Below are 15,033 nucleotides of genomic sequence, written 5' to 3'. Positions count from 1 at the left end.
ATTTTGAAAACGGCACTCAATGAAATCAAGGAGTTACGTTGTTTGCTGTCGAACTCGGGGGGACAAGCTGGTAGTCTACTTGGAAGATGGTCGTCTGGAGATCGACAACAACCTGGCCGAGAACGCGATCCGGCCGTTCGTCACAGGTCGCAAAAACTGGATGTTCAGTGACTCGGTGGCAGGGGTGAACGCCAGCGCCAACCTGTATTCACTGATCGAGACGGCGAAAGCCAACGACCTCGAACCTTACGCCTACCTGCGCAACGTCTACACCCAGTTGCCTCGGGCCACAACTATCGAGGAGATCGAAGCGCTGCTGCCCTGGCATGGGAGAACCGCATGAGTATCGAGATTGACCACCTGAATGCCGATGAATTGGTGGCACTGAACCACCGGATTGTTGAACGCCTGAAGATGCTGGAATCGTTGCAGGCACACCAGTCCATGATGCAGTTCCACCCGGGCGCCCGGGTCAGCTTCGAGTCCCCACAGGGTGCGCGCCTGACCGGCACCCTCATGAAGTTCAACCGCAAGACGGTGACCGTGATAACCGACAACGGGCAACGCTGGAACATCTCCCCGCACTTGCTCTCGCCGATCAAAGACGTGGCGAGGGGTAACCTGGTCGACATCGCCCCGCAGAAGTTAAAATAGTACAGCGCGGTTCATCCCTGCCAGAGTGCTTGGCCGCCGTATACCCCGTGGTTTAATTACCGCTTACAAACATGCCATTACGATAGCCCAGACAAAATATCTGTCAATAGACTGACAATAAAACCTCTGAAAATAAAAACGTGCCACTACAAGCAATTATCAATTTCTGAACCCTAAGTGACTGATTTTATTAGACCCGACCCCTCGAAAATGAGCAATTTTGGGCGCCCACTGTCGAACCCGGATGGCCCAGCCCGCCAGAAACCAGGCATAGGTTTCGATCAGCTGATGCTTGCCCGCTGCCCAAGGCATTCGCTCTACCCGAATACCACAGCGCCGGCAGCTCACCCGGCGCGGGGCGTAGACGAAGAACACCTTGATACCCCACATCGGGATAAACTCAAAGCGGCGCAGCGGCAGTGTGTCATAGCCTGGTCCTCGGCGGCCGCAGGCCGAGCAGATGGCCCGCATTGGCCCGGGGGCGCAGCTCTGCCTCGATCGTCGGTTCGCTGGCGTCTTCCACCCAGCGCACCGGGCCGTACACGAAAGATTTGAAATTCTGCACGCGATTCAGGATAGTCTTGAGGTGCATCCTGCTCTTCCTTCTCGGTTCGATACTTGTTCGCACTTGTATCTTTACAGAGTTCGGAGGCAGGATGCACTCTCCCCTGTTCAGCCTGCTTTTGGTCGTTTTCCGGTCACGCCGGGCTATTTTTTTACCCACAAATTTTCCTGAAGAGCCAACAATTCTACAAAATCTCAAGACCCTTTTTAGTACTTCATTAGAAACTTTTCCGATGTTTTCAGTGAGTTACCTGTTTATGGGCGGGCACTAGCTAGCGTGTCGATTCCCTCGCATGCAAGCCGATACTCTCTCTCCATACGTTTCACTAGCTCGCTTATGGACAGTATTTCGTTGATCGCGCCCACGCCGTGACCTGCCGCCCACACGTCCCGCCAGCGTTTGGCATCAGAGACGGAATTCTCTATGTTGACGCGGCCTGGTGGTGCTGACATATCGTCGGGATCATAGCCTGCTTTGAGGAGGCTGTCTCGTAACCAGTTGGCTTTAACGCCGGTCAGGGCTGCGGAACAGACAATATCTTCGCCCAAGGAATCCACAACCATCTGTTTATATTCGTCTACAGCCATACTCTCAATTGTGGTGATAAATCTGGTGCCAAGATATGCGTAGTTGGCACCTAGCACTTCGGCGGCACGGATTGCACGCCCGGACGATATACCGCCCGCAAGTACTATGGGACCGTCCCAGAAGCTCCGGACCTCTTCGACAAAGGCGAAGCCCGATAACTCTCCAGTGTGACCTCCCGCACCTGCAGCCACGAGTACCAGACCATCTGCTCCGCTATCGATCGCCTTCTTGGCGAAACGAGTGGTAGTCACGTCTGCGTAGACGAGGCCGCCATAGCTATGGACTGCGTCGATAGCATCCCTCGGGCTGCCCAAACTCGAGATCACCAACGGCGCATTATATTCAATTGCGAGTGCAAGGTCCTGTTCACGTCGGGAGTTGGAGTGGTGCATCACTAGATTAACAGCCCATGGGGCATCCTCCTCTAATCGTATGGATGCGGTGATCTGTTGAAACCATTCCTCCAACTCCTCTACTGTTCGAGCATTGAGCGATGGAAAACTTCCCAGGACACCCGCTCTGCAACTGGCAATCACCATCTCAGGTCCAGACTGTAGGAACATGGGTGCCTGAAAGGCGGGAATGCGCAAATTCTGTAAAAGGGAACTCATAAAATGCCTCACAGGTTGTTAACAAAGCGCAGAACGGGGCCAGCCGTCGCGCATTGCTCAGTTCAAAGTGGAACCGTTAGGCTCAGACCAACTAGTGTAGTGGCGTCATTCCGATTGGAACTTAACCGCTTGTTTGCGCAGACAACCTTCTACAGGATGTCTTTGGCTTTTGCCGTGTTAAAGGCCTTGGGATCTTCATTGTGTGCTACGACCCACTGCTTCAATCAAGCAAGCTCTGATTAATCCGTCCGCAATGTTTTGCGGTAATTCGGTTGTTCATTCAAACAGCGTCGCGAATCACTAAGCATGCGACAACCCACGCTGACGGAAGGCTTGAACAGTCCAAGGCCAGGAACCCGGACATGCGCTCCATCCGCAAGGGCAACCAATGATTTTTTGGCATGAGGGCGCACATCAGGGTGGACAGTAAGACCAAGCTGGTCCCGGCGTGGTGGCTGCATCGGCGAATGTCCACGACTCGGTTGTTGTCGAGGACCCGCTGTACGGAGACGAGACCCCGGTATGGGGGGATTCGGCCTACTCCGGCAAGACAGAGCGCATCGCGCAGGTCGTCGCGCCGAGGGCGCAGGATTTTACCAACCCGAAAGGCCACAAGCATCACCCGCTGAGCGCACAGAGAAAGTGCAAAGACCGCAACAAATACGAAGTGCGCGCCAGCGCTGAACATCCCTTTGGCGTCACGAAACGCCGCGCTGGCTTTACCAAGGTGCACTGCTGCGGGTTGATCAAGAATACCGACCATCTGATTGTCTCCTTTGCCCTGGTTAATCTAGCGACGGGGGGGAAGACGCTTCTCAAGAAAGCGACGGAAGGCTTGCAGGCAAATTTCGCCTGACATACGCCAAAGGGCCGGATAGGTCACTCAAAAGAGCGGATCCCGACCCAAAATGGCGCGAACTTGCCTTCGTCATCGTTGGCGAGCCTTTTTTCAAGCACTGGCGGGAATAATTGGACCACTATTCAGAGGTTCCCTAAAAAAACTCCGATTAACTACGCAGCAATACGCTAGCTAGACATTTCTGGCGATATTTCTATCCAAATCCCTAACCACTAAGCCTTTTCGCCAAATCTAGCGCGGTGTCTTCAATCATGTCTTCCTGCCCGCCTATCATTTTTCTCCGTCCCAGTTCGACAAGAATGTCGCGTGAAGAGATGCCGTACTTCTCGCCTATACGGTTGGCGTGCAATAGAAACGTGGAATAAACACCGGCATAGCCGAGCGTGAGCGAGGAGCGATCAATCCGTACAAGGTGGTCCATCATGGGCAAAATGATATCTTCAGCAACATCCATGAGTTGAAAAAGATCACAGCCTGTCACTATGCCCATACGATCACACACAGCAGTGAACACTTCGAGCGGCGTGTTCCCCGCGCCCGCCCCGAGACCACCGACAGAACCGTCAATCCGGCTGGCACCCGCTTCAATGGCCGCGAGCGAGTTACTGATGCCCATACCAAGATTATTATGACCGTGGAACCCGATTTCGGTCTCGCCATCAAGCCTATCCCTGAGAGCGGAAACCGCTTTGAAAACGTCACGCGGAAGCATATAACCTGCAGAGTCCGTAATGTAAACCGTCTGCGCGCCGTATGACTCCATCAGTTTGGCCTGTTCTGCCAGGCCTTTAGGGGAGTTAAGGTGAGCCATCATCAAAAAGCCGGTGGTGTCCATGCCGAGCTCGCGTGCACACGCTATGTGCTGAGGAGACGTATCCGCCTCCGTGCAGTGCGTTGCAATGTGAACACCGGTCACGCCATGCCTATGTGCCGAACGTAGTTCGTCCATGGTTCCGAGGCCAGGGATTAGGAGTACAGACATCCGAGTTTTGGTAAGAACCGAGCTGACATTATCCCAGTATTCTTCATTGCTGACTGGCGCAAATCCATGTTGAAGAGAGTTACCTCCAAGCCCGGCGCCGTGCGAGACCTGTATCCATGGCACGCCAGCATCTTGGAGTGCAGTTGCAACCAATGCCATTTCCTCCACTGAAATTTGCTCTTGCTTTGCATGCATTCCGTCTCGAAGACACATGTCATGTACCACTATATGACGGCCGCTGAGATTCGAATCATTCATCATTAGAGCACCTCCCTTTGGTACTTGGTATCTTCTGCGATGTACTTCTCGGCGACAAGTTCAGCGGTTCGACAGGCGGATGCCGTCATAATATCCAAATTACCCGCGTATTTCGGAAGATAGTCGCCCAGGCCTTCAACCTCCATGAAAACAGCAATTTTATTACCTTCGTAGACCGGGCCGTTGACAAGTCGGTACCCAGGGACATAGCTCTGCACCTCCCCAATAATTGCGAAAATAGCGTCGTTGATCCTGGCTTCATCTGGAGGCTCGGAGGTAAGACAGTAAATTGTATTTCGCATGATCATGGGTGGCTCGGCCGGATTGATAACCGCGAGGGCCTTACCCCTTTTTGCTCCACCTAAAGCGCAAATGGCATTCGACGTTGTGCAAGTAAACTCATCGAGATTCGATCTGGTGCCTGGCCCTATAGATGCGGAGGCAAGGCTTGATACAATTTCTGCATAGTCAACGTTTTGGACATGGGAGACAGCACTGACGATCGGAATAGTGGCCTGACCCGCGCACGATATCATGTTGACGTTCATCGTATCGCCTATCTTGTGAAGGTTTACTGGCGGAACGCATAGTGGACCGATGGCTGCTGGGGTCAGGTCTATCATGAAAACGCCTAACGCGTTGAGCTGGCGTGAGTTTTCCTCATGACAATAAGCAGATGTCGCGTCGAAGGCTATTTTGATTTCATCCTTTACGACATGATCCAATAATTCACCAACGCCACCCGACGTTGTTTTCAAGCCCATTTCTTTTGCAAGCGAGAGACCTTTCGATTGCGCATCTATCCCGACCATCCAGACTGGATCGAGCAGAGCACTTCTCTTCAGCTTATACATGAGGTCGGTACCTATATTTCCTGACCCTATCAAGGCACATTTAATCTTACGCATAATTCAGTCCTCTCTTGTGTTGTGGCGATCGCATACATGCCTAAATGCTCCTGCTGGCGGCGGCATGTGAGACGCAGTTATTAACACATTTTCTTCCTTTATAAAGCGCCCGGTTTTTTACCCACTTGTTACGCCTCAAGAACAAAGGACACGCTGCCCATATGCTGGCAGCGAACGTTGACGACATCACCCGCCTTGACGGTAACATGTGGGGCCAACGGGCCACTTAGGATCATTGATCCTGCATCCAAGACTCCCCCGGGATGAAGGCGTTTTTCCAGGAATTCCGCTAGTGAATAAAGTGGGTCATTGAACGGCGACGCACCAGCGCCTAAAGCCTCGATCTCGCCGTTGATTTCGACGACAACCCCTGATGTGCGCAGCTTGACTAGATCCAGAGATACAGGTTTTCCGCCAGACACGTAGAAAATAACGCCGAGGTTTTTAGCAATAGTCAACGATGCATCGATATCCTCCTCGTAATAACGAGGATCTACAACCGTAACTACCGGAGTAGCGAATGCAAGCGACCTCAGGAGCTCAGCTGGTTGATGCGTCTGCAGCGGCAGTGATTCCCCAAGAACTAGACCCAGGTGAACTTGCACTACACTTGGTTCACGCACAGGCAGGGGGAACTTCGAGTTTTCTGGCCTAGACATGCAACTCGTTAGTCGACCGAAGCTACAAGCACATTCACTACCCCGTCGGTAGCTTGTGTCGCGGGTTGGAATTGCCATGTAACCAGTGAGTCTGCATTCAGGGTCTGCGCAATGATCCAGAATTAACTTCTGGAGATGGTAAAGCTCATCTTCTGTAAGCTTGCCCAGCTCAACTCTGGTTGGCTGGTCTAAGATAAACGGCGCGGAACTGGCTAAACTTGTCAGCAGTTGGTCCGAAAATGTCGTCTTGAGCATTCTTGGAAATACTCCTACTTTGAAAATGTGATTTGGCAGCTTCCCACACCGCCTGCTGTACAGCGAAGGGTATCACCCGCAACTGCTGGAATAAGCGAAGACTGTGATCCGGATAGGATTATTTCACCTTTTTTAAAGGGCAGTCCGAGTCTGCCAAGCGTGTTTGCAAGCCAGACCACTGCATTAACGGGACCACCCTGGACTGCGGCGCCCGCAGCGGTGGCCTCCAGGTGACCGTTGCGTTCCAGCACCATTCCCGACAATGTGAGGTCGACATCTGTTATTCTGGTTCTATTTTGGCCGAGTACAAATATCCCGCATGAGGCGTTGTCTGCTACGGTATCTTGAATCGAAATGTTCCAGTTTTTAATGCGCGAGTCAACAATTTCGAAGCACGACGTCACATAATCAGTGGCAGCGATCACATCCACTGCCGTTACGCCCGGACCAATCAGGTCATGTTTGAGAACAAAAGCGACTTCAGCTTCCGCCCGCGGTGAAATTAGATGATCGAGTGAAATATCGTCGTCCTCGTGGTACAGCATTCCAGAAGTGAGCTGGCCAAAATCGGGCTGATTAAACCCGATCAGCGCTTGCACAACTCTACTGGTGACACCGATTTTTTTTCCGATGATTTTTTCGCCGTCGCCTAATCTATGCGAAACCATCCTTTGTTGTATTTGGTAGGCATCTTCGACCGAAATATCCGGGCATTGATCAGTCAAAGGATCAATGGGAATCTTGTTTCTCATTGCGTCGTAGAGTCGATCACCGAAATATACTATCTTACTTTTAAGCATTTCAAAGTGCCTCGCTTTCCACCACTGCTTTTTGACTCCTCATACGCTAGCTACAAGCCCCCCATCGCTCAGAATTACACTTCCGGTCATCGCCCGAGAGTTCTCATTTGAAGCCAACAAAAGATAGATCCCCGAATGGTCTTGTGGGTTTGCGGCAAATCCCAGAGGAGTTGCAGCACTGATAGCTTCAAGTACTTTCGGGTCACCAGAGACAGACCGACCCGAAGTCCCAAAGGTAGCAATGCCCGAGAGCGAGGTATTTGTGCCGCCAGGTGCAACCCCATTAACTCTCACTTCAGGCGCCCACTCTTTGGATAATTGCATGACGAGCCCGCGTACTGCGAACTTGCTAGCCGTATATAGAGAGCCACCACATCCGCCTCGAAAGCTAGCTGTCGAGCAGGTGAGGATTAGCGAGCCCTTAGAGCGCCTCAAATCCTGATAGGCCTCCCGAGCCAATATCAGCTGCGAGAATACATTAGTGGTGAAGATTTCTTGCTGAGCACCGGCAAGCTGTTCGGCCGACATCTTATCGAGTCGTTTATGCCAATCAAACACACCTACGTTACCGATGACACAGTCGATTCGACCGAATTCACGCCTGGCGTCAGCGAATGCGCTGGAAAGAAATTCGTGGTTAGAAGCGTCGCCGTGAGCAACCAAAGAGTCATTAACCAATACGCTTTTAAGCGATTGTAGCCCCTCTTTGTTGCGGTCGAGGCAAACCACTATCGCCCCTTCCCTTGAAAATCTCTCAGCCACGGACCATCCAATGCCCGAGGCGCATCCCGTTATCACCACGACTTGATTTTCCAGCCATCTCACTATTTGAGCCTCCAAAACGATACCATAGCGTATGGATCAATCCTATATAGGCTGATTGGAAAAGTAAACCTGAATCCGTGACTTGCCTGCCGATAGTCCGCGCATGATGGCGCTGACCGACAATCCCGCTCGCGTCAGGACCGGTTTTCCGAGCCTACGGGTGATTTTTGCAATGAACCGCTGTGCGCGGGGAAGTTCTGCGGGCTTCAAACGCGCAATTTACAAAAGGCGGGCGCAGCGATGCTGCGGTGCAGGCCGCTGGTGTGATTCAAACAGTGTGGTGTTTTCGCGGTCGGTGGCATCCGCTTGTTGGTTGCCACTCAAAACTGACCCGGGGTTTCCATCCAATTCTGACCCGGGTTATGGGTGCCCAGTATACCTAGGCATCTGTGGATAAGTCTGTCTTTTCGGGGGTGTCTCCTCCTTCATCAGGTTGTGTCGAGATGGATTTTCGTCGCTTGTTGTGACCGCTGGCCAGGCTGTGGCGGAAGCGCCAGGATTCATTGCCTGTTTCCACGATGTGGCAGTGGTGGGTGAGTCGATCCAGCAGGGCCGTGGTCATCTTGGCGTCGCCGAACACGCTGGCCTATTCGGCAAAGCCCAGGTTGGTGGTGATCATGACGCTGGTGCGTTCGTACAGCTTGGAGAGCAGGTGGAACAACAAGGCCCCGCCGGCCTGACTGAAGGGCAGGTACCCCAACTCGTCCAGGATCACCAGATCCACATGGCTGAGTCGGTAAGCCAGCTGCCCCTGTTTGCCGGCGGCCTTTTCCAGTTCCAGCGCATTGACCAGCTCTACCGTGGAGAGGAAGCGCACCCGGCGCTGATGGTGCTGGATGGCTTCCACACCAATAGCGGTCGCCAGGTGGGTCTTGCCGGTGCCCGGGCCGCCGATCAGCACTGCGTTCTGGGCGCTACTCAGGAACTCGCCGCTGTGCAGGCGTCGAACGAGCACCTCATCCACCCGCGCCTGGGTAAAGTCGAAGCCCGCCAGGTCACGGTGTGCCGGGAAGCGGGCCGCCTTCATCTGGTAGGCCAGGGATTTGACTTCCCGCTCCGCGGATTCCGCGGCCAGCAGCTCGTGGAGCATCTGCTCCGCATCCAGGGCATGACTGCGTGCCTTGGCCATCAACTCCGGCAGGGTCTGCGCCATGCCGTGCAGTTTGAGCGCCTTCAGCTGGGCGATCAGATCATTCGACATGGTGCACCTCCTCGGTCGTGGCGGTACGCAGGTGATCGTAGCGATGCACGTTCGCCCGGGGCTCCTCCGCCAGGGTTATCGAGGTCTCTACAGGCGCGTGGGGCAACTGCGGTGATTGCAGCCGGGCCAGCACGTTCAACACGTGGTCGCCGCTGATATTGCCGGACTCGAGAGCGAGCTCCACGGCCACCAGTACAGGCTCCAATCCTTCAGATACCACGGCGGCAAGTACCTGCGCCATGACCCGGTCACCCCCCTCGTGGCGCAGGAGGTGCCGCTGGAGGGTCTTGAGACGCTCGGGCATCTCAGTGAACGGTGCGCCGTTGCGCAGGGCGCCCGGCTTGCGCTGCAGCACACCCACGTAATGCTGCCAGTCGTAGAGCGTCTGGTGTCGTTCAAAGCACCGACGATGCCTGGCCACCTCCTCGCCTTCGGCAACCAGCACCAGCGCCCAGGGATACACCCGCAGGCTAATCACCTGGTGTGCCAGCTCTGCCGGCACGCTGTACCGACAGCGCTGGTAGTGAACCAGGGCGGTGGGCGACACCCGCACTGGCTGTTCGATGTAGCCATCAAACGGCTGCGGGTTAGGCATGAGGTGCGGCTGCTCATCCTCCAGTACCGAGAGCAGGGTCAGGTCCGGGCATTCCGGGTGGCGCATGTTCGCCCATGCCGCACGGCACTCGCTGGCCAACCAGTCGTTCAGTGCCGTCAGTGAAGGCCAGGTGCGGGCGTTGGCGTTGGCCCACAGTTGCCGACGGCGGTCCTGTACGTTCTTCTCGACGATTCCCTTCTCCCAGCCTGCGGCACGATTACAGAACTCGGGCTCGAACAGGTAATGGCCGGTCATCGCCTGGAACCGGGCATTGACGGTGCGTTCCTTGCCACGACCGACCTTGTCCACCGCCGTCTTCATGTTGTCGTAGATGCCGCGTCTGGGTACACCGCCAAAGGCTGCAAAGGCCCGGGCATGAGCATCGAACAGCATCTCGTGGGATTGCAGGGGATAAGCCACCAGGAGGAAGGTGCGGCTGTGGGCCAGTTTGATATGGGCGACCTCCAGGCGTCGTCGAATCCCGGCGATCACCAGATACTCGCAGCTCCAGTCGAACTGGAAGGCTTCGCCGGGCGCAAAGCGTAGAGGAACAAAGGCCTGCCGGCTGGGAGAGGCCCCACCAGCTTCACGCCATCGCTTGGCGAAAATGGCGACACGGGCATAGCCGCCGGGATAGCCCCGGGCCTGCAGCAGCTGGAACAGCACTTTGGCGGTCCGCCGGTCCCGTTTGGGGCGGTGGCTGTCGGAGCGCAGCCAGGTGGCCAGCTGCTCCTTGTAGGGATCGAGGATGCTGGACGCCTTGCGGGCCGGATACGCGGGCTCACGCATCTCGTTGTGGCGCAGCCAGTGTCTGATCGTGTTTCTGGATAAGCCGGTTTGACGCGCAATCTCGCGCAGGGGGATATGGTCGCGGAAATACATCCGCCGGATCTTGGCTAACATGCCCACTGTGATCACTCCTTCGCACCCCGCTCAAAAAATGAGCAGAGTAGCTGATTCAGTGGGTCAGTTTTGGATGGAAATTACCCCCTCGGGTGGGTCAATTTTGGGCGGCATTCAACAGCCGCCTTTTTTACGATGGCCAGCTCCTCTTCCTGTTCGGCCAGCTTGCGCTTCAGGCGGGCTATCTCGGCGGCCTGGCTCTGCTCCAGCTCACTCTGGCTCTGCCGTACACGCGCCTTGGCCCTCCATCCATATAGCTGCGAGTCGTGGAGCCCGAGCTCCTTGGCTGCCTTGGCTATGCCGACCTTCTCGGCCAGTGCCAACGCTTCCTTCCGGAACTCAGGCGAGTACTGCTTCCGGGTGGTTTTCTTGGATCCTGTCTGCTTGGTCATGAGTCACCTCTGTCGCGTAGTTTACTCGCTTAACAGGGTGTCCATCATTGGTGGGCAGGATCAAAGAGCACATGAAGCGGCTGGCCATTAGCGCGTTGCGAAGGCTGCAGAAACTACCGGACATCGTGAGCTCCTTTTTCCGACAACCAGAATGTCGATACATTATCGAGTGACATTACTTTCGATAACGTTAGTAACAGAAAAAGGCCATATCAGTACTATGGCTTCACTCGCTCCATTTTGGCGTAGATCATCAACAGCTCGAAAATGTCGTCTCTTTGCTGCTTCATAGCTTTGTCATTGAGATCGCTGTGCATCATATTTATCCCGATAATGTGAGACATAAGTAACATGGCCATTCTGTCTGCTCGTGACCGCGGGACGCCCATGTCGGCATAGCTGTTCGCCAGGACCCTGGTTCGTTCGATGTCTACTTCAGCGATAGCCCGTCTGGCCACCTCTGATCTTCTGGACCACTCCCGTAAAGCAAATTCTACCCTTCCTCCGGGAATCTCATCCCGATCTTCAGTTGTCAATTTATAAAGGAAGCGAATTCGCTTCTCGGGGGTTTCGATGGTGGCCGCAGCAAGCTCGGCAACTTCATGTGTAAACTTGGTTTGCCAAAATGATAGCGTCTCCTTCAGCAGCGCCTCTTTGTTCTCAAAATGCCAATAGAAACTCCCTTTTGTTACGCCCAACTCGCGTGCGAGAACTTCAACTTTGATATCTGCGACGCCCTTACTCGCAAGCTTCCTCAGCGCCGCCCATATCCAGTCCTCTTTAGATAGTTGCGACGATGATTGCACGGCTGTCACGCGAGAGTTTTCTGATGTCATCCTGAGGTACCTTTGGCTAGTGTTGCTAGTATTACAATGTTATAAAGTAGGGTGTTCGTATTACTGACCTGGCACGTCCAGAGCACAGCGCCGATCCGTTGTCCGAGGTCTTGAGGAGCGTGGCTAAACGAGCAAGCGGTTGAAGCCGAGCTGCAGGGGCTTCTCCAGGTCATCAATGATGTCCTTTAAATCCGCGGCATCTGGATGCCTAGATTTGCGCGCATTATTGATAGTTTACGCGGAAGTGCGGGACATGTCCGCCTAACGCGACAATATGGTTGATTTTTAGTTCGGCGGCACGCTTACAATGAAGTTCGGCCAACGCAGGGTCGCCCTCTAGGATTGCTTTCACCTCCTTGATTCTCACCTGGGCGCTCTCGTAGATCCTATCAGAACCGAGCATACAGAGTGGCAGAAGCGAGGCCTATCAGAGCAGCGCTACATCTACTGGTGGGCAGACGGCGTCTACAGCAACGTTCGAATGGATGACCGCCTGTGCCTGCTGGTGATCATCGGTGTCACCGAGCAGGGCCGTAAGGAGTTGGTAGCCGTCGAGGATGGGCGACGCGAGTCGGAAGCCAGCTGGTTCGTGAGCCCACTGATACCGACACCAATACCGTCACCGGCGTCGGTATGCAGTAGGACGGAGCGGACGGAATCGGACTGTGAGACCGCCCGAATAGTGGCAGCAACCTATTGGTATAAAACAGGTTTGTGATTGCCAAAATCGGAATATACCCCCAAAAATACCCCCAATTCTTTTTGTCACCCGCTCCGGGTGGTGCTGGGCTTTGGTGGGCCTCCCGGCAGTGTAGGCCAGTACGGGGCAGCAGGAAGGCGCCAGCGGTCGCCAGGGTGACGGGTGCCCTGCCAGCGATCCCGATAGCGTGATCCCGCAAATTTGGAATTTCTGAAACGCACGCGTAAAAGTTTGAGGGGCACACGGTCTAGGCGCACCACCTCGGGAGGAATCTACCCGCCCCCTCCCCGGTGCTCGATCCATAGGTTATCCATAGGTCAGCCGCTAAGGTTCTGCTAAGGGTGCCGGCAAGGTTTGCATAAGGTTCTGACGAGGGATAGGCGAGGGTGCAGCCGGTCGGGTTGTGCATACCGATCACCCGGCAATGGTCGATGCACTGTAAGCGATCAGTGAACCACACCCTACCAGGCGCTGGCTGACCCCGGCATCCTGCGATCGTTATTTCGCAGGAGCCTCTCATGACCGATACCGCATCACCGTCCTTGACCGAACGCCAGCAGTTCTGGCTGGAACACCTCCAAGCCTGTGAGGCCGAGGGCAAGGCCACCATCGAGTATGCGCGTGAGCATGGCCTGAGTCCCAGTGGCATGTATTCTGCCCGGCAGGACCTGGTTCATAAGGGCGTGCTGCCATCGCCCGGCAAGCCCCGGTTCGCTCGAGCCCGAGTTGTTGCACCCGAGCCCGAGACCCAGTGGCAGGTGCAGCTGCCTAACGGCGCCGCGGTCAGTTTCCGCGGCGCAGTGCAATACGACACACTGATGACCGTGCTGAAGGCGGCAGCGTCAGTCACATGATGCGTCCGGCCAACGACGGCCCGGCGGTCTATCTGTGCCGTGACCCGATCGACTTCCGCAAGGGGATTAACGGGCTCGCCATCTTGGTCGAGCAGGAGCTGGAGTAAAACCCCTTCTCGGAGCAGCTGTTCGTGTTCTGCAAACGGGCGCCGTACCAGCATCAAGATCCTTTACTGGGAGCGCAGCGGGTTCTGTCTGTGGCAAAAACGCCTGGAACAGGCGCGCTTCCCCTGGCCACGGTTGCACGACGAGAGCTTGATCACGTTGACTCCCCAGCAGTTGAACTGGCTGCTGGATGGTATCGATATTACGCGCTTGCAGCCCCATGAACGGCTGCAATATGACAGCGTGTTGTAGAGCCTGACGGAAGCGCCCGGTATACTTCGGGCATGGCTCAACCGGTTGATCAGCTTCCCGATGACATCGCGGCTCTGAAGGCGCTCGTCGCCGATCAGATGGCCCGCAATGCCGAGCTGGAGCGCGCCACCACCCGGCAATCCGCACAGATTATTTCCCTCCAGGAGCAACTGAACCTGGCGCTGGCCCGGCGCTATGCCGCCAGCAGCGAGAAGCTCTCGCCCGATCAGATCCGCCTGTTCGACGAAGCCGAAGTGGATGCCGGGGAATCACCTGGCGAGGATGCCGACGACAGCGAGGACGTGCCCGCGCACACGCGCAAGAAGCGGGGCCGCAAGCCCCTGCCGGCAGCACTGCCTCGCGTGGACGTGGTTCACGAATTGCCCGAGGCCGAGCGACGCTGTCCCCACGACGGCCAAGCACTGAAGGTCATCGGCGAGGAGACCTCCGAGCAGCTCGACATTGTGCCGGCCAAGATCCAGGTCATCCGGCATGTGCGCAAGCGCTACGCCTGTGACTGCGGCCAGTGTATCCGCACAGCACCGCTGCCGGCACAGCCGATCCCGAAGAGCCTGGCCTCACCGGGCCTGCTGGCCCATATCACCGTCTCCAAGTACCAGGATGCCCTGCCGCTGTATCGTCAGGAGACCATCCTGCAGCGGATTGGCGTGGATCTGCCCCGGGCGACCCTGGCGAACTGGATGATCCGGGCGGGTCAGCTGGTTCAGCCGCTGATCAACCTGATGCGGGACCAGCTGCTCGCCCACGACCTGATCCAGATGGACGAGACCACCGTGCAGGTGCTGAAGGAGTCGAGCAAAGCCGCGCAATCGAAGTCGTATTTATGGCTGCAGCGTGGCGGCCCGCCTGATCATCCGGTGGTGTTGTATGACTATGACCCTGGCCGTGGCCAGGGCGTGCCGCTGCGCCTGCTGGAAGGCTTCCAAGGGTATCTGCAAACCGATGGCTACGACGGTTACAACGCCGTGGTAGCGGCGCAACAGCTGACCCACGTTGGCTGCATGGCCCATGCCCGCCGCAAGTTCAGCGAGGCGGTGAAGGCGCAAGGCAAAAACAAGAAGGCCGGTCGCGCCCAGCAGGGACTGGCCTTGATCCAGAAGCTGTATCGGGTGGAAACCGAGGCTCGCGGGTTCAGCCCCGAGCGGCGCCCCCGGGTTCGACAGTTGGTGCCCAAAATTGCTCATTTTCGAGGGGTCGGGTCTAATAAAAT

General features: G+C 55.7%; 14 protein-coding genes and 6 pseudogenes. 9 read left to right on the top strand and 11 right to left on the bottom strand.

The window, feature by feature from the left end; genetic code table 11:
- Nucleotides 1-49: 49 nt before the first annotated feature.
- Both ACYVGS_RS10825 and ACYVGS_RS10820 read left to right on the top strand, forming a co-directional pair.
- Nucleotides 50-343, top strand: a pseudogene (locus ACYVGS_RS10825) (transposase domain-containing protein); the annotation flags it as partial.
- Nucleotides 340-654: a hypothetical protein gene (locus ACYVGS_RS10820; protein ID WP_460588695.1), complete on the top strand. Its 315-nt coding sequence runs from the start codon at nt 340-342 to the stop codon at nt 652-654. The pseudogene ACYVGS_RS10825 and the gene ACYVGS_RS10820, both read left to right, overlap by 4 nt.
- Nucleotides 655-1,078: 424 nt before the next feature.
- On the opposite strand, the gene ACYVGS_RS10815 is transcribed toward ACYVGS_RS10820, so the two are convergent.
- Both ACYVGS_RS10815 and ACYVGS_RS10810 read right to left on the bottom strand, forming a co-directional pair.
- Complete coding sequence (locus ACYVGS_RS10815; protein ID WP_460588694.1) at nt 1,079-1,246, bottom strand: hypothetical protein; 168 nt, start codon at nt 1,244-1,246, stop codon at nt 1,079-1,081.
- A gap of 227 nt (nt 1,247-1,473) precedes the next feature.
- Nucleotides 1,474-2,418, bottom strand: a complete 945-nt coding sequence (locus ACYVGS_RS10810) for an NAD(P)H-dependent flavin oxidoreductase (RefSeq protein WP_460588693.1) — start codon at nt 2,416-2,418, stop codon at nt 1,474-1,476.
- A 448-nt stretch (nt 2,419-2,866) separates the two neighbouring features.
- On the opposite strand from ACYVGS_RS10810, the gene ACYVGS_RS10805 reads away from it, so the two are divergent.
- On the top strand, nt 2,867-3,274 hold the full coding sequence (locus ACYVGS_RS10805; RefSeq protein WP_460588692.1) for a transposase: 408 nt from the start codon (nt 2,867-2,869) through the stop codon (nt 3,272-3,274).
- A 208-nt stretch (nt 3,275-3,482) separates the two neighbouring features.
- Here the strand turns inward: ACYVGS_RS10805 and dmpG are convergent, their stop codons facing one another.
- The 8 genes and pseudogenes from dmpG to ACYVGS_RS10765 all read right to left on the bottom strand — a co-directional run.
- A complete protein-coding gene (dmpG, locus tag ACYVGS_RS10800) occupies nt 3,483-4,520 on the bottom strand; it encodes a 4-hydroxy-2-oxovalerate aldolase (protein ID WP_460588691.1) in 1,038 nt (345 codons plus the stop codon).
- Nucleotides 4,520-5,428, bottom strand: a complete 909-nt coding sequence (locus ACYVGS_RS10795; protein WP_460588697.1) for an acetaldehyde dehydrogenase (acetylating) — start codon at nt 5,426-5,428, stop codon at nt 4,520-4,522. The genes dmpG and ACYVGS_RS10795 overlap by 1 nt, the downstream gene beginning before the upstream one ends.
- A gap of 125 nt (nt 5,429-5,553) precedes the next feature.
- Nucleotides 5,554-6,339, bottom strand: a complete 786-nt coding sequence (locus ACYVGS_RS10790) for a hypothetical protein (protein ID WP_460588690.1) — start codon at nt 6,337-6,339, stop codon at nt 5,554-5,556.
- Between the two features lie 14 nt (nt 6,340-6,353).
- Nucleotides 6,354-7,091 carry an FAA hydrolase family protein gene (locus ACYVGS_RS10785; protein WP_460588689.1) on the bottom strand — a complete coding sequence of 246 codons (738 nt, stop codon included), beginning with the start codon at nt 7,089-7,091 and terminating at the stop codon, nt 6,354-6,356.
- An 87-nt stretch (nt 7,092-7,178) separates the two neighbouring features.
- Nucleotides 7,179-7,937, bottom strand: coding sequence for an SDR family oxidoreductase (locus tag ACYVGS_RS10780; protein ID WP_460588696.1), 759 nt, complete (start codon nt 7,935-7,937; stop codon nt 7,179-7,181).
- A gap of 406 nt (nt 7,938-8,343) precedes the next feature.
- A pseudogene (gene istB, locus ACYVGS_RS10775) lies at nt 8,344-9,165 on the bottom strand (IS21-like element helper ATPase IstB).
- Nucleotides 9,155-10,669 (bottom strand): IS21 family transposase, encoded by a 1,515-nt coding sequence (istA, locus tag ACYVGS_RS10770; RefSeq protein WP_460588688.1) that lies wholly within the window; start codon nt 10,667-10,669, stop codon nt 9,155-9,157. The pseudogene istB and the gene istA overlap by 11 nt, the downstream one beginning before the upstream one ends.
- Nucleotides 10,670-10,788: 119 nt before the next feature.
- A pseudogene (locus ACYVGS_RS10765) lies at nt 10,789-11,055 on the bottom strand (transposase); the annotation flags it as partial.
- Between the two features lie 62 nt (nt 11,056-11,117).
- On the opposite strand from ACYVGS_RS10765, the pseudogene ACYVGS_RS10760 reads away from it, so the two are divergent.
- Nucleotides 11,118-11,228, top strand: a pseudogene (locus tag ACYVGS_RS10760) (IS630 family transposase); the annotation flags it as partial.
- Nucleotides 11,229-11,273: 45 nt separating this feature from the next.
- On the opposite strand, the gene ACYVGS_RS10755 reads toward ACYVGS_RS10760, so the two are convergent.
- A complete protein-coding gene (locus tag ACYVGS_RS10755; protein WP_460588687.1) occupies nt 11,274-11,870 on the bottom strand; it encodes a TetR/AcrR family transcriptional regulator in 597 nt (198 codons plus the stop codon).
- Nucleotides 11,871-12,258: 388 nt separating this feature from the next.
- Between ACYVGS_RS10755 and ACYVGS_RS10750 the strand changes: the two are divergent.
- The 5 genes and pseudogenes from ACYVGS_RS10750 to tnpC all read left to right on the top strand — a co-directional run.
- Nucleotides 12,259-12,477, top strand: a pseudogene (locus tag ACYVGS_RS10750) (transposase); the annotation flags it as partial.
- Between the two features lie 632 nt (nt 12,478-13,109).
- Nucleotides 13,110-13,445, top strand: coding sequence for an IS66 family insertion sequence element accessory protein TnpA (gene tnpA / locus ACYVGS_RS10745; RefSeq protein ID WP_460588686.1), 336 nt, complete (start codon nt 13,110-13,112; stop codon nt 13,443-13,445).
- Entirely contained in the window at nt 13,442-13,552 is a 111-nt protein-coding gene (gene tnpB, locus ACYVGS_RS10740) for an IS66 family insertion sequence element accessory protein TnpB (RefSeq protein WP_460588685.1), read from the top strand. The genes tnpA and tnpB (ACYVGS_RS10740) overlap by 4 nt, the downstream gene beginning before the upstream one ends.
- A gap of 31 nt (nt 13,553-13,583) precedes the next feature.
- Nucleotides 13,584-13,802: pseudogene (gene tnpB / locus ACYVGS_RS10735) on the top strand (IS66 family insertion sequence element accessory protein TnpB); the annotation flags it as partial.
- A gap of 32 nt (nt 13,803-13,834) precedes the next feature.
- A partial coding sequence (gene tnpC / locus ACYVGS_RS10730) for an IS66 family transposase (protein ID WP_460588684.1) occupies nt 13,835-15,033 on the top strand: 1,199 nt, incomplete at its 3' end.

The sequence above is a fragment of the Haliea atlantica genome (genome assembly GCF_054779855.1).
This window is presented reverse-complemented; position numbering and strand designations above follow the sequence as displayed.

Bases quoted from the DNA above. Each gene is read 5' to 3' on its own strand.
- tnpB (WP_460588685.1), top strand. From the start codon at position 13,442: ATGATGCGTCCGGCCAACGACGGCCCGGCGGTCTATCTGTGCCGTGAC.
- ACYVGS_RS10820 (WP_460588695.1), top strand. From the start codon at position 340: ATGAGTATCGAGATTGACCACCTGAATGCCGATGAATTGGTGGCACTG.
- ACYVGS_RS10815 (WP_460588694.1), bottom strand. From the start codon at position 1,246: ATGCACCTCAAGACTATCCTGAATCGCGTGCAGAATTTCAAATCTTTC.
- ACYVGS_RS10785 (WP_460588689.1), bottom strand. From the start codon at position 7,091: ATGAGAAACAAGATTCCCATTGATCCTTTGACTGATCAATGCCCGGAT.
- ACYVGS_RS10790 (WP_460588690.1), bottom strand. From the start codon at position 6,339: ATGCTCAAGACGACATTTTCGGACCAACTGCTGACAAGTTTAGCCAGT.
- tnpA (WP_460588686.1), top strand. From the start codon at position 13,110: ATGACCGATACCGCATCACCGTCCTTGACCGAACGCCAGCAGTTCTGG.
- ACYVGS_RS10810 (WP_460588693.1), bottom strand. From the start codon at position 2,418: ATGAGTTCCCTTTTACAGAATTTGCGCATTCCCGCCTTTCAGGCACCC.
- dmpG (WP_460588691.1), bottom strand. From the start codon at position 4,520: ATGATGAATGATTCGAATCTCAGCGGCCGTCATATAGTGGTACATGAC.